The 20640-nt window shown below is 50.3% G+C and carries 17 protein-coding genes; 7 read left to right on the top strand and 10 right to left on the bottom strand.

Features of this window, described 5'->3' with window-relative positions; translation table 11 throughout:
• The first annotated feature begins 195 nt into the window (after positions 1–195).
• The 3 genes from CVV44_02025 (at position 196) to gltA (ending at position 3964) form a co-directional block, all read left to right on the top strand.
• On the top strand, positions 196–1572 hold the full coding sequence (locus tag CVV44_02025; GenBank protein PKL41435.1) for a hypothetical protein: 1377 nt from the start codon (positions 196–198) through the stop codon (positions 1570–1572).
• A gap of 153 nt (positions 1573–1725) precedes the next feature.
• Positions 1726–2577, top strand: a complete 852-nt coding sequence (locus CVV44_02020) for a ferredoxin-NADP reductase (protein ID PKL41434.1) — start codon at positions 1726–1728, stop codon at positions 2575–2577.
• Positions 2567–3964: a glutamate synthase (NADPH), homotetrameric gene (gltA, locus tag CVV44_02015; GenBank protein ID PKL41433.1), complete on the top strand. Its 1398-nt coding sequence runs from the start codon at positions 2567–2569 to the stop codon at positions 3962–3964. Before CVV44_02020 ends, gltA begins: the two co-directional genes overlap by 11 nt.
• Positions 3965–4028: 64 nt before the next feature.
• Here gltA and CVV44_02010 read toward each other — a convergent pair whose 3' ends face one another.
• The 8 genes from CVV44_02010 to CVV44_01975 form a co-directional block, all read right to left on the bottom strand.
• Positions 4029–4736: an HAD-IB family hydrolase gene (locus tag CVV44_02010; GenBank protein PKL41432.1), complete on the bottom strand. Its 708-nt coding sequence runs from the start codon at positions 4734–4736 to the stop codon at positions 4029–4031.
• Positions 4737–6320 (bottom strand): hypothetical protein, encoded by a 1584-nt coding sequence (locus tag CVV44_02005; GenBank protein ID PKL41431.1) that lies wholly within the window; start codon positions 6318–6320, stop codon positions 4737–4739.
• Between the two features lie 393 nt (positions 6321–6713).
• A complete protein-coding gene (locus CVV44_02000) occupies positions 6714–7943 on the bottom strand; it encodes an MFS transporter (protein ID PKL41449.1) in 1230 nt (409 codons plus the stop codon).
• A 77-nt stretch (positions 7944–8020) separates the two neighbouring features.
• Entirely contained in the window at positions 8021–9667 is a 1647-nt protein-coding gene (locus CVV44_01995) for a carbohydrate kinase (protein ID PKL41430.1), read from the bottom strand.
• A gap of 220 nt (positions 9668–9887) precedes the next feature.
• On the bottom strand, positions 9888–10355 hold the full coding sequence (locus CVV44_01990; GenBank protein ID PKL41429.1) for a hypothetical protein: 468 nt from the start codon (positions 10353–10355) through the stop codon (positions 9888–9890).
• A 104-nt stretch (positions 10356–10459) separates the two neighbouring features.
• The gene (locus CVV44_01985; protein ID PKL41428.1) at positions 10460–12307 is read right to left on the bottom strand and encodes a sodium:proline symporter; all 1848 of its coding nucleotides are present in this window, start codon (positions 12305–12307) and stop codon (positions 10460–10462) included.
• 1 nt (position 12308) lies between these two features.
• Entirely contained in the window at positions 12309–12512 is a 204-nt protein-coding gene (locus CVV44_01980) for a hypothetical protein (protein PKL41427.1), read from the bottom strand.
• On the bottom strand, positions 12509–13108 hold the full coding sequence (locus CVV44_01975) for a histidine phosphatase family protein (GenBank protein ID PKL41426.1): 600 nt from the start codon (positions 13106–13108) through the stop codon (positions 12509–12511). Before CVV44_01975 ends, CVV44_01980 begins: the two co-directional genes overlap by 4 nt.
• 282 nt (positions 13109–13390) lie before the next feature.
• Between CVV44_01975 and CVV44_01970 the strand changes: the two genes are divergently transcribed.
• On the top strand, positions 13391–14077 hold the full coding sequence (locus CVV44_01970; protein PKL41425.1) for a hypothetical protein: 687 nt from the start codon (positions 13391–13393) through the stop codon (positions 14075–14077).
• Positions 14064–15176 (top strand): endoflagellar motor protein, encoded by a 1113-nt coding sequence (locus CVV44_01965; GenBank protein PKL41424.1) that lies wholly within the window; start codon positions 14064–14066, stop codon positions 15174–15176. The genes CVV44_01970 and CVV44_01965 overlap by 14 nt, the downstream gene beginning before the upstream one ends.
• An 80-nt stretch (positions 15177–15256) precedes the next feature.
• On the opposite strand, the gene CVV44_01960 is transcribed toward CVV44_01965, so the two are convergent.
• Positions 15257–17152, bottom strand: coding sequence for an oligopeptide transporter, OPT family (locus tag CVV44_01960; GenBank protein PKL41448.1), 1896 nt, complete (start codon positions 17150–17152; stop codon positions 15257–15259).
• Positions 17153–17158: 6 nt separating this feature from the next.
• On the opposite strand from CVV44_01960, the gene CVV44_01955 reads away from it, so the two are divergent.
• Together CVV44_01955 and CVV44_01950 are read left to right on the top strand one after the other, a co-directional pair.
• A complete protein-coding gene (locus CVV44_01955) occupies positions 17159–18496 on the top strand; it encodes a penicillin-binding protein (protein ID PKL41423.1) in 1338 nt (445 codons plus the stop codon).
• Between the two features lie 4 nt (positions 18497–18500).
• Positions 18501–18815 carry a hypothetical protein gene (locus CVV44_01950; protein PKL41422.1) on the top strand — a complete coding sequence of 105 codons (315 nt, stop codon included), beginning with the start codon at positions 18501–18503 and terminating at the stop codon, positions 18813–18815.
• A 24-nt stretch (positions 18816–18839) separates the two neighbouring features.
• On the opposite strand, the gene CVV44_01945 is transcribed toward CVV44_01950, so the two are convergent.
• On the bottom strand, positions 18840–20570 hold the full coding sequence (locus CVV44_01945; protein ID PKL41421.1) for a hypothetical protein: 1731 nt from the start codon (positions 20568–20570) through the stop codon (positions 18840–18842).
• Between the last annotated feature and the right edge of the window lie 70 nt (positions 20571–20640).

Below are 20640 nucleotides of genomic sequence, written 5' to 3'. Positions count from 1 at the left end.
GGGGAAATATATCATCTATTTTTGTTGATAAAACAACATAACAAAAAGGCCGTCCAGAATTTTGTTCTGAGACGGCCCCTCCGTAACGGATTCATTATAATTCCCCGTAAAACATACAATTTTCATTTCCTTTTATTTGACACAGCCCTCCTCCCGTGATATGCTTCAGATACGCTGCTTATACCGGAGGGTATTATGAAAAAGCTGATGGATTCTTTTCTTCAGAAATATTCTGGACTGGGGTTTATTCCCCTGATGAGAGCACGCATTCTGTTTTTTATAATAATCCTGCTGGTCCTCACAATGTCAATCATGCTGCTTACGGGATTTCTCTTTGCCGATGGCGCCATTGATCCCGTTATTTTCTTTTCACAGTTCATACCGCTATCAGCCATTATCTTTACTTTGTTTCTGTTCCGCGCAGGATATTATCTTATCTGCGCCAATATCACCTTTACCCTCGCTTACGCGGCGGCCTGGTCAACCATGGTGGGCGTCTCCGGTGAATCGACCCTGGCCCGCCTTGACACAATAATTTTTATAGCCGCTATAATGGTCATGATTCCCCTGCTCCTGCCGCGCCGCATAGTTCTTGTATATAACATAATCAATATCCTGCTGTTTTTCACCTTCGTTAAATTTGTCGTAATCGATGAGATGAAGATTTCCGGCTTCGACCTTGAAGATTATATAACTGACAATACCATTGCATTCGTTGTTATCTTCGTCCTGACTTTCCTCATATCCTATGTCAACGAATCGGCCCTGGCACGTTCTGAGTCGGCCCTGGCGAAAAACAAGAAATCATATACACAGCTTAAAAATATTTTCGGTACAGTCCAGGACTCATCGCGGCAGCTCTTCACCGCATCTACGGAGATAACTGCCACTGCAGCAGAGGTAGCCCGCGGTGCTAATATCCAGGCTGCCAGTGTCCAGGAAATCGCTTCTTCACTTGAAGAAATCGCCGCCACCCTTCACCAGAATACGGAAAATTCAAAGCTCACGAGCAGCATAGCCATAGAAGCTGCGAAGAAGGCCGACCAGGGAGGCGTGGCTGTTAACGAGGCCCTGGAGGCGATACGCGAGATATCCAGAAAAATAAAAGTCATCGAAGATATAGCCTATCAGACAAACCTTCTTTCGCTTAACGCTTCAATAGAAGCTGCCAGGGCCGGCGAACATGGCAAAGGTTTCGCCGTGGTTGCCGCAGAAGTCCGCAAACTAGCCGAACGGAGCCAGACGGCCGCACAGGCAATCAATGAACTCTCGGCCGGTTCAATTACCGTTGCCGACCGGGCCGGTTCCCTGAACAATGAAATCATCGAGAGCATCAGGAAAACGGCAGACCTCGTGAAGGAAATCACGGTCTACACCGAGCAGCAGAACGAGGGAATCAACCAGATAACGGCGGGCATGGACCAGCTCAATGAAGTGACCCAGCAGAACGCGTCCATGTCAGAGGAACTATCCTCCACGGCCGATGCCCTCAACGACAGTTCGCGGGAACTGCAGGCAACGGTCATGAACATCGAAGACGATGAAAACGATTCATTACCGGTCCCTGTTTGATTTCATTGCCATAAGCATTCCACCGGCAAGCGAGAGTCAGTTCCCGCTGAATAATCAATACAGCTCCGGTTGCATTAATAATTCGCGAAAATATGTTCTTGAAATTTTCCCGGCGATTTTCATAATGTGGCAAAAGCGCCGGGAGGATAAAAAATGCACCCGATTCACTCCAATGAACTTCTCGAACCCACCATCGGTAAAATGGTCGTTGAAGCCCCCTATGTTGCACAATATAGAAAGGCAGGCCAGTTCTTAATCCTGCGCATTGACGAGTATGGTGAACGCATTCCCCTCACCATCGCCGATGCCGACAAGGATAAAGGCACTGTAACACTATATTACCAGATCGTGGGAACTACCACGACAAAGCTTGCCGCCATGAAAGCCGGTGAAGCGATCCTGGATATAACGGGCCCCCTGGGCCATCCCACGGATATACAGAAATACGGAACAACCGTCTGCATCGGCGGCGGCATCGGCATCGCTCCCGTATATCCCATTTCCTCGGCCCTGAAACAGGCGGGCAACCGTCTCATCACCATAACCGGCGCCCGCACAAAGGGCCTCCTTATCCTTGAAAAAGAACTAAGAACAATAAGCGATGAACTCATCGTGTGCACCGACGATGGCAGCCATGGCCGAAAGGCCCTGGTGACGGACATTTTAAATGAAATAATCGCCCGGGAAAAGATTGATATGGTTGTAGCCGTCGGCCCCGTACCCATGATGAGAGCCGTGAGCGACATGACCAGACCGCATAACATTAAGACGCTGGTGAGCCTCAATTCCATAATGATCGACGGCACGGGTATGTGCGGCGGGTGCCGCGTTACCGTGGACGGTAAAACACGCTTCACCTGCGTTGACGGGCCGGAATTCGACGGACACCTGGTCGATTTCGCCTCCCTCACGTCGCGCCTGAAGACATACCGGAGCGAAGAAACGCAGAGCATGGATCACCGGCATACATGCCGTCTTGAAGGAGTAAGAAGTCATGGCAAATAAAATACCGCGGCAGAAAATGCCGGAACAGAAACCGCAGGTGCGGAGAAACAATTTCAATGAGGTGCCCCTGGGCTACCCCGAGGAGACGGCCCTGCTGGAAGCGTCGCGCTGCCTGCAGTGCAAAAAGCCCGCATGTGTCGAGGGATGCCCTGTCGGCGTGAACATTCCCGCATTCATACAGAAAATATCGGAGAAGGACTACACAGGTTCTCTGAAAGCTATAAAGGAAACCAATTCACTCCCGGCTGTATGCGGCCGTGTGTGCCCCCAGGAAACACAGTGTGAAGAGCGCTGTATCCTGGCGAAAAAATCCGAGCCCGTGGCCATCGGTAAACTGGAACGCTTCGTGGCCGATTACGAACGTGACGTGCAGCGGGCGGAACCTCCAAAGCCGACTCCGTCAAACGGGAAAAAAATAGCCGTTATCGGTTCCGGTCCGGCCGGGCTCACGGCTGCCGGGGATCTCGCCGGAATGGGATACGAGGTTACCATCTTTGAGGCGCTGCATAATCCCGGCGGCGTGCTGGTTTACGGTATCCCGGAGTTCAGGCTTCCCAAGGCCATCGTGCAGTACGAAATCGAAGCATTACAGAAAAGGGGTGTACGCCTTTCGGTCAACCGTGTCATCGGCATAGCCGAAACGGTCAATGATCTTTTCGACCAGGGTTACGGGGCGGTCTTCATCGGCACCGGTGCCGGTCTTCCCAAGTTTCTCAACGTCCCGGGAGAAAATCTCCAGGGCGTCTACTCCGCCAATGAATACCTGACGCGCATAAATCTCATGAAGGCCTATATGTTTCCGAAATATGATACACCGGTCATAAAAGGGAAAAACGTGGCGGTCTTCGGCGGCGGCAATGTGGCCATGGACTCAGCCCGCACGGCCCTGCGCCTGGGCGCCGACAATGTATACCTGGTGTACCGCCGCTCCCGCACGGAGATGCCTGCCCGCGAGGAGGAGATCCATCACGCTGAAGAGGAAGGTATCAACTTCATGCTCCTGCACAATCCCGTAAAATTTATCGGCAATGACCAGGGACGGCTTACAGCCATGGAATGCCAGCGCATGGAACTGGGAGCTCCCGACGATTCGGGACGACGCAGACCCGTACCGGTCCCCGGGGCACTCACTGTCACGGAAATCGACGTAGCCGTCGTGGCCATCGGCAACGACCCGAACCCCATTATTCAGAAAACCACACCTGACCTGGGAACCAGCAAGTGGGGCAACATCATCGCCGACGGGGAAACCATGAAGACCAGTAAGCGCGGCGTCTTCGCCGGAGGTGATATTGTTTCAGGAGCAGCCACGGTTATCGAGGCCATGGGCGCGGGAAGGAAGGCCGCGAAGGCGATTCATGAATATCTGGAAAGTAATGTTTGGTAACATATAGGGACAGGTGAAGTGATGAGTACGGACAGGTCGCGACCTGTCCGTACTCATTAACCGATTATCCGAAAAACATCTCCCCCTTAAAATTAACCGCCCGCCAGCCCTTTTCATGGGCCAGGGACGTGAGCCGTTTGTCGGGATTGACGGCCACGGGAAAGGCCACCCGCGAGAGAAGCGGCGCGTCGTGAATGCTGTCGGAGTAGAAGGCGCAGTCGCTGAAGGATATGCCTTTTTCCGTGAGATATTTTTCCGCCCAGTGGACCTTGCCCTCCTGGAAATTGTAGGGCGTTACCACACCGGTAAAGACGTCCCCTTCCTCAATAAACCGGTTGGCAATCATGTCATGAAAGCCCAGGAGCCGGGCGAAGGGTTCGGCCAGGATATCGTTCTGGGCCGTAATAAGAACTACGGGGATATTGTGGTCTTTGTACCATGCCACGAGTTCGGCTGCCCGGGCGAAGATGTGATGCCTCCCCGATTCAAGAAAAAAGCGTTCCGCCAGACTGCGGTATTCAAACGGGTTCAGTATTTTAATTCTCAGAAGGTGATAGGCCATGTACCGGTCCACCGTGAGCCTTCCCTGTTTGTAGAGGCGTGTTATGCGCAGAAAAAATAAAAACTCCCGCCAGCCGCCAGGACCCTTCAGAAGTCGCCAGCGCGTCCAGAGCCAGTCCGTATCGATGTCCGTGAGCGTGTCGTCGAGATCGAAAAAGGCGGTCTTTACCGAATCGTCGGCATAATCCACTGTCACTGTACGCACCGTCATTTATACTTCATTTTCGCCGTCATTATCGGCGAATTCATCGCGCCTGATGAGCACCACCTTCAGTTCTTTTGTCGTTTCATCCACCTCGTCCGATGCCGAGCCCAGCTGTTTGGAGCCGGCGGCGAACTCCTGGGTGGCCTGGTTCACCGTGGTTATGCTCACCAGCACCTCATTGATGGCTATCTTCTGCTCATTCATGCCCTGATTGATGGTATTGGCTATGGTGATCACTTCCTGTGTGTAATCTTTTATCTCACGGTTCAGATCCAAGTCCTGGCGGGCCAGGGAATTTATCATATCGATAGATGAGCCGAGCTGCATGATGAAGGAGATCATGTTTTCCAATACTTTTTCAAAGGCCTGTAGTCCCTTGTATGAACTCGACAGGGACCCTACGTTTTTCTGTATGGAAATATTTATCGTTTTTACATTTGACGCGGTCTGGTCGGCCAGCTTGGATATTTCATCGGCGACCACGGCAAATCCCCTCCCAGCCTCGCCGGCCCGGGCGGCCTCGATAGCCGCGTTGAGCGAAAGGAGGTTGATCTGGTCCGATATATCGTCAATAAGAGAAACGACTCCCTCAATATCCTTGAATTCATGGGTCATAAGGCTTACGTTCTGCATAATGGTAGTCATGCTTTTCTTACTGGTTTCAGTTTCAAGATTCAGGGTATCGCGGAGGCCCAGGATGCTCTGTATCTCCTGCTGCGTCTTGGACACGGACTCGAGAAGGTTTCCCAGCTTGTCCAGCACATCCTTCAGATTGTTACTCTGTTCAACCGACAGGTCAAATATATTGTCCGTGTTGGAGGTGATCTCCTCCATGGTGGCCGTGATCTCCTCCAGGGAAGAGGCCTGGGTCTGTGAATTATCCGTAAAGACCTGCACGCCTTTTCCCATATCGTCCACGGTGGCACTGAGCCGTTTGGAAACGATATCGACCGTATCGAGTATGTCGTTGATTTTGGTGCTCCTTTCTTTCTGCTCAATCAGAAGAGCGGCATTTTTGTCCACGGCCCGTTTATTGATAATGAATATAAAATAGGCCGCGAAAGTGATGATCACAAAAGCCGCCGTGTTGTCCCCGATGTATTCAACTTCATCAAAATTCTGGAGATTCAGTTTGGCCTTGATGAAAAAAGCAAAATATACCAGCATAGCGGTGTTGGCCACCATGTAAAATACCATAGTAATTCTTTCCCGGAGCACAAGAAGGGGGACAACAGTCAGAAGGGCCGGGATAAAGACGATGGAATCCAGTATCTGAATGGGGTCACTACTGGGTTCAAAAAAGATAGAGGCCCACAGGGTCATCATCATCAAAACAAGAAAAGAATGCGAGGCTATTACATAAAAACCGCGGCGCAGCATCATAATAACCAGAAGCAACAGGGGAATTCCCCCAATGATAGGAAGCGTGAACCCCCAGTCAATACGTCCTCCCAGGATATTAATAAGCAACAGGAAAAAAAGGACCATCATGCCCACGAAGGTGAGGACCAGAAGTATTCTGGCTTTTTGCTGTAGCAGGTAATCCGCATCGTGGTATTTATTTAAAAAGTAATCGAATATTCGGCCCATTACAGTAATACCTCCCCCATAAAGAAATGATATGAATCAATCACAGTAACTTTTTTCATCAATGCTGAGTCAATGCTCACTTTCCGCGACTATAGACAACCATACAATAATTTGCAAGAACTTAATTTGAATCGCCAATCCCATATCCTTCAGCATACACCCATTGTGGTCTATTTTAAACATTTTTTTTATTTATGGCTTAATTTACTTCGCCACCCTAATATAGAAAATGTTTCTATTTTAGAAATTATCGGTAAATGAATTTTCATTAATAAATAAAACAACGTCATGATCAGAAATGGAGCAGCGAGGTGAATGAAAAGAGGGATATTCCCCCGGGGACAGATATTGTTTCACCGTCCCCGGGGGCATGATGACTCTATCGGGGAGCTTTTATTCCTTGCCGGCCTGCTGAATCATCGGTGATTCCTTCATACCGAGAATCAGCAGCAGGATAATCACTGAAAGACCGATGAAACCATACATGAATTCCTGAATTCCAACACTATCCATACCAATAACAAAAAGCATCCCTGAGATCTGTCCGGCCCAGAGGATGAATCCCTGTGATGTGGATTCGGGTGTGGGAAAGCTGATCTCCGCCGCGTACTGGAAACCGACGGGTGCAGCCCCTCCCAGGAGAAAGAATCCGAATATTGTGCTGAAGACAAGCATAACAGTATAGCTTCCCGCCAGGGTCATACCCACGAGTCCCGGCAGCATAAGCAGCATGGAGAAAAGAAGGATCGGCTTGCGCTTGCGCAGCTTGTCGGATACCAGGGGCAGTACCAGGGCACCCACGATGCCCGAGCCCATCATGGCGGCCATGATATAACCCGACTGAACCATGGAAATACCCTTCATTTCATTGATGGGGTCTATGAGGCTGACAATGGCATTGAACATTCCCAGGCCGATGAAAAAAATAGCCAGGGTCTTGACATAGTCCTTCTGCTTAAAGAGGTTTCGTACTCCCTCGCGGAACATGAATCGGTCTTCCTCTTCTTCATGGGATGGCGGTGTGGCAGGGCGCTCTTTCAGGAGCACGAGGGTGATGACCGCTGCAGCGGCCGAGAGTATGCCGTAGAGCATCATGGTTTTCTCGATAAGGACTTCCCCTCCCTCGCCGGCGATAAGACGCGGCGTGGCCAGCATGACGATGATAAAAGCTATGAACTGCGCCAGGGTCGCGACTCCCACGGCAGTGGCCCGTTCATTAATGGGAAACCAGCGCACGGCCACCTTCGTCGTGGCGTTCAGAATAAAGGGCTGTGCCACGGCAAGCCCGATCTGGGCGATGAGAACCATGGTATAATCTGCGGCATAAAAGCCTTTCATGAGGCCGAAGACACCGGTCAGCACCGCGCCGATACCGATGCCGACGCGGATACCGTACTTTTCAATAATGTGCGAAGCCGGAAAACAGAGAAGCAGGAAGACCGCCATATACACAACGGCCAGTAGGTCGATCATGCCCTGTTCGACATTATAAAATACCCTGGCTTCCCGCGCAATGGAAGCGTGGGCTACCCACTGAATTTCAATAAGTATGGTTATGAGCGCAAACACCGCAAGTATGACCCAGCGGTATCCGTAAATCTTTATACCCGATTGTTCCTTCATTTTCCCCTTCTCCTGTTTTTCTATAATTTTTCCCGGCCGAAACTGTTTTTTATACTCCGGACCGGCGGCCTGTTTCATCACACATCGGCATGAGTAATCGTGCCGCTCTGTTGTTCAATTGTCTGACTGTTCAGCTCGCGAAATATCTTCTTGTTATTGCTGTAGAGTTTTTTGAAAATCTCGAAGTTTTTATCATAGAGACCGCGGTATTGTTTCTGCGGTGTATAGGTCTGATCAACGGGTATGTAGCACTTCGCCTCCTCGAAATTGCTGAATATTCCAAGTCCCACGGCGCATACCGTGGTTGCACCGATGGTGCCGGCGTTCTGGGTGTTAGCGATTGTCTCTACGGTACGGCCCGTTATATCGGCCAGGATCTGGCACGTGGCATCGGACTTAGCGCCGCCTCCCACGAAGCGGACCCTTTCCTGTTTCGGTATCTTCAGTTCCATGGCCTCGAGGAGCCAGCGTTTGTGGAAGGCGATACCCTCGATGACGGATCGCACCAGCTGACGCTTGCCGGTCTGAAGCCCCAGGTTGAAAAACATGCCCCTGGCGTAGGGATCTTCCTTCGGCGCCCGGTTGCCGTGGAGCCATGGTGTGAATAATACGTTACCGGCCCCGGGAGGAGTCTCCTTGATAACATGGCTGAGAAAGTCATAGAGACTGGCAAACTCCGATTCCTTGTCGCAGACATGCTGCTTTTCAAGATAGATGCCGATCTCATCAAGGGCAAGGTGGTCCCGGAACCACTGCATGCACACGCCCGAGGTTTCCTGTTCAGCCGTGTAATTGTATCGTCCCGGAATTGCACCCAGGATGGAGGCGATGAAGTGGCCTATATCCACCATCCGCTTGTCCACATTGGATGAAACCCATCCCGATGTTCCCGTATATACATGCGTATCGTAGAGGTCCAGACATCCGGACCCGATGGAGATCCCGGCCACGTCGCCCACGCCGCCGAAAACGGGTATCCCCTTAATAAGTCCCATCTCGCGGGCGGCCTTTTCGGTGAGATGTCCCACGATGTCCGTCGCCTCAATGACACGGGGAAGGTGATCCATGTTGACGTTGAAGAGCCGGCACAGGGCCTTGTTCCATCCCAGCTTGCCCGGCCTGGTGTCATAAATGAAGGTTATATGGGCCGAATCGAGCGTCATGGTGGCCTCGCCGGTGCAGCGCATGTTGAGATAGTCCTTCACATCGAGCCACTTATATGTTTTTTCAAAAATCTCCGGTTCGTTTTCTCTGACCCAGTGGTACTTCCACAGCGGGTCCTTAGCCGTGGCGGCCAACCCCCCGGTAACATAGAGAGACTGGAGTCCTTTACGCAGGTTATACTTGCCGTCGATCTTCACAAGCCCGTGATTCAGGTGTTTATCTATCTGGGCCGTCGAACGCCCATCGAGATAGCTCATGGGATTACGCAGGGCTTTGCCTTCGCGGTCCACCATGACCAGTCCCTGCATCTGGGCACAGAAGGCCATGCCGCTGATCTGGTCGGCCCTGATGCCCGACTTTCCGAGTACGCTCTTTGTCGCGACGCATACGGAATGCCACCATTCATCGGCTTTCTGCTCAACTCCCCCGTTGGGAAGCGTGTAAAGCGGATATTCGGCGATATGGGAATCTATTAGAGTGATGCAGTCGGTTATGCGGTAAATACAGGCCTTGTTTCCCGTGGTTCCCACGTCATGTGTAAGAATATAGGTAGCATCCATAATAGTTCCTTCTCCACCTTCCCGTTTTTTTCCCGCGATGCTTTATTAATCCACATATCGCGGCTCTTATCAACCATATTTCCTTTCAATAGGTAAAATTGCGACAGTCTCATAATCAACGTAATGATACGGATATTTGCATTCTTATTCCGGTCATTTTCTGATTCATCAGAAAATGGAATGAACCCGCTTCGGGACACCCCTTTCCTGACAGGCTGATTTACTCTTTATTTACACTATTCTCTTTTCTGCAGGACACGCTGTTGCGGTATGCCGAGGGTGATATTTTCATTTCCTTCAGAAAGGCCCTGTTGAATGTGGAAAGGCTTTCAAATCCCACTTTCAGGGCTATTACCGTAATCATTTCATCGCTGCTGCGCAGGAATTCCGCAGCCTCCCGTATCCGGTATCCATTGATAAATTCCTTGATTCGCTTCTCGGTATAGATATTGAAAAACCGGCTCAGAGAATCGGGGTGCATCCCCACCAGGGCAGCCAAACCCTCCCGCGAAATATCCGACGAATAGTTCTCCCCGATAAAATTGATGGCCCTCTTGAGCTTCTCCACGGTGGCCTGTGTTAGAGCACATCCGGTATCTGTAAGGCATGTTGTCGGTTTCATTACTGCATGATTATATGGCACAGATCTGGCCCTTCCCCTTTGTTGATAGGCATTGTGCATATACATTCAATACCAGATTTCCAGCAGGATTTCCTATCAAAATCTGACAGATCAGAAATTGAAGAATTACAGAGGGCCGGCAGGGATGATTGCAGGGAAAGGGAATTTTATCAAATGACTTTTTCGATCACCGCCATTCTTTGCGGGGTTAAATTTCCCTGGCAAATGAGGTTTTCACTCATATAACAGACATCGTCATCACCGTCATGGTGCTCCAGGGCCCGGCATTGAACGGAGCGGATGCCGCCGAACCACCATCGGTCATCGGCGATATAGAGGATATCGCCTGGTTTTGCCTTCAGTTTATCCATAGATTCCCGGTTCAGGGATATCCCGTCGTGTTCATGAGTCATTAATCGGCAAAATATTTTCTCTCCAGTCTCGCCATCGTTGGGCTCTGACCCCTTGAAAAGCCTTTTTGCATCACGAATGGAATCGATGACCAGGCCTGCCAGGGCTCCGTCGCTTTTCGGCTTTGTGACAAGGCTCACGATAATACCAAGGCCCATGCACACGACAAAGCCGTAGAGGGCGCGCATGTACGTGTACCCCTTCAGGGCCACGCCATGATCAAAGGGGGCTATGACCCCCGGTTTAAACAGGGACAGGATGATCAGTGCACTTCCTCCCGCCATGACGGCAAAGGCCGCAGGCGTCGTAAAACGTTTCCAGAAAGCACCAAGGAGAATGGTAATAATCATGGGCGGCGTAATAGCCGCGGTAAAGGCGCCATGGGCAACGTAGATGGAATCGAATTGCGTGTAAACCGGCACCAGGAGCAGACCCAGGGCAGCCGCTACGAGAGACACGAAACGCGCCCACCGGAGATAGTAGGCGTCATCCCTTCCGGGAGCGGCCTCGCGGACAATGTCGTTCACCGTGATGGCAGCCACGGCATTTATAAGCGTATCAATGGTTGACATGAGGGCAGCAGTGAGGGCGGCCAGAAGAAACCCGAAAAGGCCCGGCACGGCTATTCGGCTGGCAACAGCGACAAAAATATGATTGGGGTTCACGCTCTTATCGAGGAGGCCCAGGTTTACCATGGACCTGCCGATCCATCCGGCGTCTGAAACGGCAAAAGCTGCCAGGGGCATGAGGACCAGGACCACGACTAAAATGGCTTTCTTCGATTCGTCGGGAGACTTGGCGCTCATGAATCGCATGAGGACTCCCTGGTTCATGAAATAAAAGGCTATGGTGCTGCCGAAGGCATCCTGCCAGAATACGCCCACATGATTGAATTCCGGCGGGGTATTGAAGGAGGCCATGGGCAGCCGGAAAGCACTGTCCAGGGACTGCCAGAAGCTGTTCAGCCCGCCGATGTGATATATGCCGAGAATAAAAATAATTATGCCCGCCGTAAGCAGAATGAATCCCTGAACAAGATCGGTCATGATTACCGCGGTTTGCCCGCCTGCATGCATATATACAGCGCAAATAATGGAAATGATCACGGCTATTTCCATAACACCCACGGACATCCCGAAATTTTCCTGCATGATCGGATCAATGAGGGGCTCCAGGGCCGTGCCTATGGTATAGAGATTGATCCCCACATAACCGATGAGATATACGAGCAAAATGATGACACCGGCAATCCTTGTCTTTTTGTCGAAACGTTTTTCAAAATACTCCGGGATGGAAATGATCCGGTTAAAGTAAATAATGGGAAGCCATCCCAGGACGAAAAGAGGTACAATAAACCAGTCGTTAAGGTACGACATGGTGGAAGAAAATCCGTACTGGTAAGCCACGGCGGAATACTTGATGAAGCTGTAGGATCCCACGACCGTGGCGATGCAGCTCATGGCGATAAGCCACCAGCTGAAGCGCTGACCGCCAAAAAAGAAATCCTTCGTCGACTTGACGTACCTGCCGAACCATGAGCCAAAAAGCAATATGGCAAAAAAATAAATCAGTATAACGGCGATATCGATAAGTGAACCCTTAACCATATCAGACTCCTGCAGAAAATATCATTACTGCGTAAAATGCTGCCAGGGCCAGGTAGCCGACAATGAGCTGAAAGATCGTTCTACGGTCCTTCCTGACGGACATTGAGATTGCCCCTTTCCTGAGGGCAAGGGCAATGCCCAGAATGAAAACCGCTCCGCCTATGATAAACTGATAGAAAAAGGGAAACCACGGTGATTCCGTCATAATACCTCCTGCGCGGTAAATGATTCAGCGGGAACGATCTCCCTTATCTCAGCCTTTTCCAGGTGTGGCAGCGAACGATGATGCGGGGCAGGGATTCCCGCAAGCACGGCCATGAGTATCTGCAGCGTATCACCGTGAGAAACGAGAAGAACTACATCTCCGTCACGCCTGTGCTCAATCTCCCTTATAAGTCTGAGAATTCTATCTTTCACGCGGACGGGTGATTCAATATGGGCTGGATATTCCCGGGGCGAACGGCTGTCTATTTCCCAGACTGAATGATAATACCGGTCTTCCCGACCGTCATAATCGCCAAAAAAACGCTCGCGGAGCAGATCCGTCACCACGAATGTATCCACTTTAAAAAATTCCCCTGCCAGCTCCGCGGTCTCCCGTGCCCTGGCAAAGTCCGATGTGTAAATGACCGTTACCGGCACCGATGCGTGCTTTTCCAGCGAAGCCTTGACCTGTTTACTGCCTTCATCGGTAAGGCCGTAAGCACCCACACCAACCCGGGGATCACTCACGATAAGACCGGCCCTGTTGGCTTCGCTTTCACCATGGCGCATTATAAAATACCGGTTGCGCAGAGGCATCACTATCCGTTGCTCCGGATTGGTAAAACATGCATTTTGAAGTACAAGTCAATGATGTTCATTTTGCACTGCATGTTCCTTTTATGGCTTTTTTTGCTCCAAGGGTCAACCATAAAAAAAGATTGGTTTTATCGGAAAGAATATGAGTATATTCCCACAGATAGTTCTTGACGTAACAAATAATAAGGGTTAGTTTACTAAAATATATCCTTGTATTTTTATATTAACTGCAAAAATAAATGTACATTACTATCACTAATTCAATTATTAAAGGAGAAAACCATGACAAAGTATTATTCATTTTTAACCGGCATACTCGTGTTTTTCACGGGTTGTTTCGCATCGCTTCCGCCGAAAATCAGCGATGAATATCTGAACAACAAAACAAGCGAGGAATCGACAAAGCTCGAGGTCATCGAAAAACAAATCATTGACATCTCCAATAATAAAGAAGAATTGGAGAAGGCGTCTAAAATCACCGATCTGAAACTGGCCGTTATGAAAAAAGAGCTCTCGCAGTTCGAAGCCGAAGAGGCTCTTCTCATTGATAAGCAGAGGCTCTATGTAACCCAGAATGATACAAAAATGCAGGAAGAAGTAAAAGGTGAGATTGAAAAGAACAAGAAAGACCAGGCGGCGGCAAAACTGAAACTGGAATACATGAAGGCGAAACAGAAGGACCTGAAAAATAAAATTGATGTCAATGAGGCCGAACTTTCGATGAAAGTGGCCGAGAAATATTATGAACAGGCTAAAATTGGCAAGTCAAACCAGGATAAGCTCATGGGCGCTCCGGCCAATGAAAAGGATGCCAAAAACAGGATCAATGTGGCCGATTATGAAAAATATTTCAATGATCAGAAAGAATACCTGTCGCGTGAGCAGAAGGATCAGGCCGAGTCGGAGCTGAAACTCAAAGAGGCCGAGAAAAAACTGAAAGACGCGGGCGTAATAATTGATATTATATGATGATGTGGAGATAAGAGCCATGAAAAAACAATACACGCTTACCGGCCTGCTGGCGACGACGGTCCTGTTACTGTCCGTCTCCATCCCAGCCGGCGCGGGAATGTTTGGACCGTCGGAAAATGAAAAATGCATGAACGAGAAAGTGGCCCTTGAAATGAAACTGAAATACTGTTTCAAGGACAAGATCACGGCAGAGAACGAACTGGATGCCCTGAAACGCCAGTACCGCAATGAAACAACGAATCTCAAAAGCAAAATCCAGGACCTGGATTCACGGATAGAGAACCTGACAAAGGAACTGGAGCTATGCCGCAATAAGAGCAAAGAAGACGGCGACCTGGCGGCACAACGCATTGACGAACTGGAAAAAACGATCGCCATCCTTAAACAGAGCAGCAGCAGCAAGGAACAGGATCTACTTCAGAAATTAAAGGAACAGCAGGACCGGTACGAGTCCGAACTGTCCAAGACCCGTAAAGATCTCCAGGAAGAAAGAGACCGGTACATGAAGGAACTGGCTGAGCTTAAAAAACTCTCCGATGACAAAATAGCCGGCCTTCAGAGGATCGTCGACAATCTGAATGAGGAGCTTTCATCACTGAAAAAACTCACCAAAGATCAGAAGGACGAGCTGGAACGCCTTGTTTCACAGGAGAATGAACTTGCCAAACAGCTTGAACAGGAGATTAAAAACGGAGAGATACGCCTGAAAAAGTTTCACGATAAGCTCATTATCAATATCGACAACCGCATCTCCTTTGATTCCGGTTCAGCGGAACTGAAAAGCGAAGTATTCAAAGCCCTGGACAAAATAGGAAAAATTCTGGAAAACTATCCCGAAAACCGAATCATGGTGGAAGGCCACACCGATACGGATAAAATTGTGGGGGGTAAATTCAGGGACAACTGGGATCTGTCTACTGAAAGGGCGCTGGCCGTTCTACGGAATATGCTGAAAAACAAAAACCTGGACAAGTCGCGTTTCGCCGCGGCTGGTTACGGCGAATTCAATCCCATTGTCCCCAATGACACGGCGGAAAACAAGGCCCTGAACCGCCGTGTGGATATTGTGGTCATTCCACGGGTTTCTAAAAAATAAATCATTGATTGCCCTCTGAGCCTGAGCCTGCCTGTACGGACAGGTCGCGACCTGTCCGTACAGGCAGGCTCAGGAGGGCGTCACTCTCGCGCTTTCCGGTACAGATATATCACCACCGCAAGCATCACCATTAATGATAAAACAACCGGTACGGCCGCAGGCAATGCCGGAACGATCTTCATATTCAGGACGATAAAGACCGCCGCTATTATACCCATGAGGGCCTCGCCGGCAATCATCCCCGATGAAAGAAGTACACCCCTGTCTCCCGACTCACTGGCATCGCTTCGATTCCTTTTTTTCTCCAGAACAAAGCGGATGATCCCTCCTGCCAGCATGGGAACGATGAGCGTAAGAGGAAGATATATTCCCACGGCAATGGGCATCACATGGATACGGATGGAAGCACCCCTTTTCTGCAGCAGGCGGTCCGCCGCAATAAGTATAATGCCGATGACAATCCCTGTAAAAACCATACCCCGGGGGATATTCCCTCCGCCGAAAACACCCTTGGTAATGCTGGCAAAGAGCGTGGCCTGGGGTGCTTTGAGTCCCGTACCGATACCGTAAGCACTATGCAGCAAAGAAAGTACCGGCGCAAGGAAAATCGACGATACAGCCACGCCCACAATCTGGGCCGTCTGCTGCCGCGCCGGTGTGGCGCCCAGCAGGTGACCTGTTTTGAGATCCTGTGACACGTCGCCGGCGGAACTGGCAGCGCAGCACACAACACCGGCCACGCCCAGTGTCGCAAGGATCGCCGAATCACCCTTCCATCCAAGAACGAGAAAAAGGGCCGAAACGCCCAGGAGAGCGCTGATGGTCATGCCCGATATGGGATTGTTGGTACTCCCCACGAGTCCCACGATATAGCTTGATACGGCCACAAAGAAAAATGACGCTACGGTCATGCACAGGGCCGTGACAATACTGAGGCCCCATTGCGAAGTGAGCATCTCATACAGAAAAGTAAGTACGACAATGCTTATAACCAGGACAGCGGCCATGGCAGTAAGCCGGATATCCCGGTCCGTACGACCGATTTTTTCATGTCCAGCCTCTGATGACATGTCGAGACCAACGCCGCTTCTGCGCAATCCCTTTACACCGCGGACAATGCCGTGGCGCACCGATACGATGGACCAGAGTCCTCCCACCACCATGGCTCCCACGCCGACATATCGAATCTGGGAACTCCAAAGATGCCACGCCACATCCAGGGGCGGTGATCCCGCCATGTCCACGGGAATTCCCATAAACGGTATCCCGATGATCCATGCAGCGGAACTTCCCAGGAAAACCATGAGGGCTATCTCAAGGTTGACAATATATCCTACGCCCAGCATGGCCGGCGAAACATCACACCCCATGAAAAAAACACGGCCTCCCAGAAAAAATGCCGTTTCCACCGTTCCTTTGAGTACCTGCACAATTGTGGCAAAAAGCTTCACGGCGCCGCCGGCGGCCAGGCCTCCCAGGATGGCGCGAAAACCGGAACCTCCCGTTTCCCCGGCCTTCAAAACTTCGGCGCATGCCACGCCTTCGGGATAGGTCAGCTCGCGGTCTTCAATGATAAGGACCCTGCGCAGCGGTATCATAAAAATAATTCCCAGTATTCCGCCGCAGAGCGCAATGAGTGTCGTAGGCCAGAATTGAAAATCCTTCCATACACCCACTATGACCAGGGCCGGCACTGTGAATATTATCCCGGCTGCCAGTGATTCTCCTGCGCTTGCCATGGTCTGAACGATATTGTTTTCCAGTATGGTCCCCTTTTTCATGATGCCCCGCATGATGGACATGGAAATAACAGCGGCGGGGATAGATGCCGATACGGTCATGCCGGCATACAGGCCCAGGTATGCATTGGCGGCGGCCATTACCACGGCCAGTACGATCCCCAGGAGAAGGGCCCGTACGGTGAGTTCCGGCATTTCAGTTTCCGATCCGATATAGGGCTGCGTAGTCTTTTTCATGATCATATGTTCCGGATAATAACAGATATTATCAATCCCTTTTTCTTTCATGATATTTTATTTGACGTGAGCCTTAAAAAGGGTATACTGCTCACATATCAATCAGGGAGCATAATCATGAAAAAAATAGTCAGAAAATCATCTACGCTCATTCTCCTGTTCTGCGGAATTGTCGCATTATCGTTTCTCTACGTCAGCAGTAAGGCCGATGAAAAATCCGCCAAAACACCGGCGGGTATTTCCCTCTTCAAAAAACCGTTGGTACAGCGTGACTATTGGCCCACGGGCGAATGGAAAGTAAAAACACCCGGAAATGCCGGCATGAATTCAAAGATACTGAAAAAAATGGAGACCTATGCCTTCACGCGTACAGGCCCCGAATCTGAACGAAAAGGCATCCGCACCGACGGGGTCGTCATCATTAAAAACGGCTACCTGGTTTTTGAAAAATATGCCGGGGGATTCACCCGTGACATGGTGCATATCACCTGGTCCGATTCCAAGTCCTTTACCAATGCCCTGTTCGGCATTGCCGTCAGGGAGGGACGCCTGAAACTCGATGAACCGGCCTGGAAATACTATCCTTCCCTGAACCGCGGCCGTCACAAGGAAATTACAATTGATCATCTCATGCGAATGAGCTCGGGTCTCTACTCCAATGAAACTTACGAGGCATCCCCAATCAAATCAACGGTAAACGCCATGCTCTTCACCGTGGGGCACCGTGACATGGCCGCCTATGCCGCATCACAGGAACTGGAGGCTGATCCGGGAACAAAATGGGAATACGCCAGTCCCACGCCGAACCTTCTCATGGCCATACTGAAAAAGACCATGTCAGCCGATGAATACGAACGCTATCCCTGGGATCGCCTCTTCAATGTGATCGGCATGAAGAAGGTCGTTTGGGAGCGTGATGCCGCCGGCACATTCGTGGGATCTTCATATGTCTATACCTCACCGCGTGACATGGCCCGTTTCGGCTACCTCTTCCTGAACGACGGCATATGGAACGGCAAACGGCTGCTTCCCGAAGGATGGGTCTCTTACAGCACCAGCATCGCTCCCGCCTATTACCTGACGGAACTGTCAGAGAAAGAACAGAAAGACCCGGCCTACGGAGCTCTCTGGTGGCTCAACAGGGATGTTCCCGAAAAGAACCTTCCCAGGGCCTATCCCGACGCGCCTGCCGACACCTTCATAGCCATGGGACACTGGGGACAGTTTATCTTTGTCATCCCCTCTCTGGACATGGTCGTGGTGTATACCGGCGACAACAGGGACAAGAGCTTTGATATCAACACCTTCCTTAAACTGATAATAGAAAGCATCAATAAAAGGTGATCAAATGAAAACAATCCTGAAAATACTCGGCATAGTGGTTATTCTCCTCGTCACGGGCATCGGCATACTGACCATGATTAACTGGACGGACCTGAAGAATTTCCGGCCCATGGCCGGAAATGTCTACTCTAAGTTCATGTGTTCCTGTCTTTTTGTTGAGGGACGCACAGAAGAGCAGTGCCGCATCTGGTCCCGCGTGGTAATTCCCATTTCGGGATACGAGGTCGATTACAAGGAAAAACGCGTTACCGCCAAAGGTCTCGGCTTGAGCGGCACATCGCGCTACACCGGCGAGCGCTTCGGATGCACCATCGAATAAAACGCCGGGACAGGACTGACTTTTTTATTCTTCCTGCTTCCGGTAACTGGTGGGGGTTATTTTCATCTCCCTGAGAAAAGCACGGTTAAATGTCGTCAGGCTTTCAAAGCCCACGGAGAAGGCGATGTCAATTATATTCTCGTCGGTTTCCCTGAGACGTTTGGCCGCATCGCGTACCCGGAGTTCATTGATGTATTCACTGATTTTTTTATCGGTGTACATCCTGAAAAATCTTCCCAGCGAATCGGGATGCATGTTCAGCGATGCCGCAAGGCCTTCACGCGAAATGTCCGATGTGTAGTTTTCTTCTATATATGCCAGGGCTTTCCGGATTTTGTCCTCGGTTGTGCTTGATATGCTGGGTTTCCTTGATTCTCCCCCGGTGACACCGCCCTTCCGGTTTATCATCCGCTGGTAGAAAAAGGCATATTCCATGGCATTGGCCGACTGATCCAAATAGGCGCGGAGAAGCCTTGCGTCCGTATCGGTAAAGATCGATGTCTCTTTTGCTTTTTCCAGGTATCCAACACCGATAATATCTTTTCTGAGATAAATGGGCATTATAAGAACGTTCCGTCCATCGCCGGGGCGTATGGTTGCTGCCCCATCATCACCGTTTTCCCGCATACTTCCTGTTATGATATATGCCTGTTCACGGAACACCCGGACCGTCAATTCCTCCATTTCAGCCGAGAGAACCGTGGGTGACATGGAACGGAAGGCTCTCAGCTCCGTTTCATTCATCTCATTCACCATGTAAAGGCATCCCGTTATGGCCCCAGAAATTTCCATGGCCTTGTTCAGCGCACGATTTAGCAGCTCTTCAAGGTTGGAAATGATACTGATATCCTGGCTGAGTTTCTGCACCGTTTCCAGTCTCCGGTCTGTAACCTCTTCCGCCACGGAACTTTCCATTTCCTTCAGGTCCTCTCCGCAGGGAATTTCCTTGAGCATCTCCACGTAGAGGCCCCGCCCTATTTCACTGAAAAACAGTTCCATGGTCCGCTCATTGATCTTCTCTTCCAACTGGACGTTCAGCTCCTCTACTTCCCTGTTCAGATCGATAAAATTATTCTGGAGGACCGAGGCCATGTACACTATGAGGAACAGGTAGGCGTATTCCAGGAGATAGATGAAGCGATAGACGCCGGCACCCACCAGGGAATCATTGATGGTAACGGCAAAGAGAACTATCATGGCGACAAGAAAAGGATTTCCCGGCCGCATTTCCGAATCTATAAAATATCGCATGCCGATATAAAAAACATACAGAGCCATAAACATCATAACAATGTACTGAAGGCGATAGATGAGCCCCGGGTTGACTTCCATGTACGTGACCGAGAGAAAACCTCCCAGTTCCACGTGTTTCATACGGGGATTTGCCAGGGACAGGGTAAGCTCATTACGCACCGTAAGGCCCAGTACAAAAAAAAGTAGAAGAACGACCGTACTGATAACGAATATCCGTTTTTCCCGGTATTCAACGGAATAATAGATGAACCACGACAGCATGATTGTAAAAAGGGCCAGACTGGCAAACTGGTAGCGCTGCCAGTGCATTCCCTCGGCAAGGGAAGAGGCATTATAGAGCGCGGCGCAAAAAAAATCATAGAGGGATATGCTGAAACAAGTCATGGAGAAAAAAAGATTCCGGAGTACACCGCGCCTCCTGGCGAACATACCCAGGTAATAGAAGCCGGCATAAAGACAGACAGCGGCCATAAGCGCCGCTGGAAGAGAAGCCCATTTCATTGTTTCCTCCCGCTCATGTCAGGCCCTTTTATGTAATTCATCGATGAAATTGTCAATGACTATTATGAAA

The organism is Spirochaetae bacterium HGW-Spirochaetae-1, assembly GCA_002839375.1.
In the GTDB taxonomy this organism is placed as follows: domain Bacteria; phylum Spirochaetota; class UBA4802; order UBA4802; family UBA5550; genus PGXY01.
The sequence above is the reverse complement of the archived record's forward strand: the minus strand, read 5'-3'. Positions and strand labels throughout refer to the sequence as shown.

Excerpts from the sequence above, each read along its gene's own strand:
- CVV44_02025 (PKL41435.1), top strand. The coding sequence starts at position 196 with ATGAAAAAGCTGATGGATTCTTTTCTTCAGAAATATTCTGGACTGGGG.
- CVV44_02020 (PKL41434.1), top strand. The coding sequence starts at position 1,726 with ATGCACCCGATTCACTCCAATGAACTTCTCGAACCCACCATCGGTAAA.
- gltA (PKL41433.1), top strand. The coding sequence starts at position 2,567 with ATGGCAAATAAAATACCGCGGCAGAAAATGCCGGAACAGAAACCGCAG.
- CVV44_02010 (PKL41432.1), bottom strand. The coding sequence starts at position 4,736 with ATGACGGTGCGTACAGTGACAGTGGATTATGCCGACGATTCGGTAAAG.
- CVV44_02005 (PKL41431.1), bottom strand. The coding sequence starts at position 6,320 with ATGGGCCGAATATTCGATTACTTTTTAAATAAATACCACGATGCGGAT.
- CVV44_02000 (PKL41449.1), bottom strand. The coding sequence starts at position 7,943 with ATGAAGGAACAATCGGGTATAAAGATTTACGGATACCGCTGGGTCATA.
- CVV44_01995 (PKL41430.1), bottom strand. The coding sequence starts at position 9,667 with ATGGATGCTACCTATATTCTTACACATGACGTGGGAACCACGGGAAAC.
- CVV44_01990 (PKL41429.1), bottom strand. The coding sequence starts at position 10,355 with ATGTATATGCACAATGCCTATCAACAAAGGGGAAGGGCCAGATCTGTG.
- CVV44_01985 (PKL41428.1), bottom strand. The coding sequence starts at position 12,307 with ATGGTTAAGGGTTCACTTATCGATATCGCCGTTATACTGATTTATTTT.
- CVV44_01980 (PKL41427.1), bottom strand. The coding sequence starts at position 12,512 with ATGACGGAATCACCGTGGTTTCCCTTTTTCTATCAGTTTATCATAGGC.
- CVV44_01975 (PKL41426.1), bottom strand. The coding sequence starts at position 13,108 with ATGCCTCTGCGCAACCGGTATTTTATAATGCGCCATGGTGAAAGCGAA.
- CVV44_01970 (PKL41425.1), top strand. The coding sequence starts at position 13,391 with ATGACAAAGTATTATTCATTTTTAACCGGCATACTCGTGTTTTTCACG.
- CVV44_01960 (PKL41448.1), bottom strand. The coding sequence starts at position 17,152 with ATGAAAAAGACTACGCAGCCCTATATCGGATCGGAAACTGAAATGCCG.
- CVV44_01955 (PKL41423.1), top strand. The coding sequence starts at position 17,159 with ATGTTCCGGATAATAACAGATATTATCAATCCCTTTTTCTTTCATGAT.
- CVV44_01950 (PKL41422.1), top strand. The coding sequence starts at position 18,501 with ATGAAAACAATCCTGAAAATACTCGGCATAGTGGTTATTCTCCTCGTC.
- CVV44_01945 (PKL41421.1), bottom strand. The coding sequence starts at position 20,570 with ATGAAATGGGCTTCTCTTCCAGCGGCGCTTATGGCCGCTGTCTGTCTT.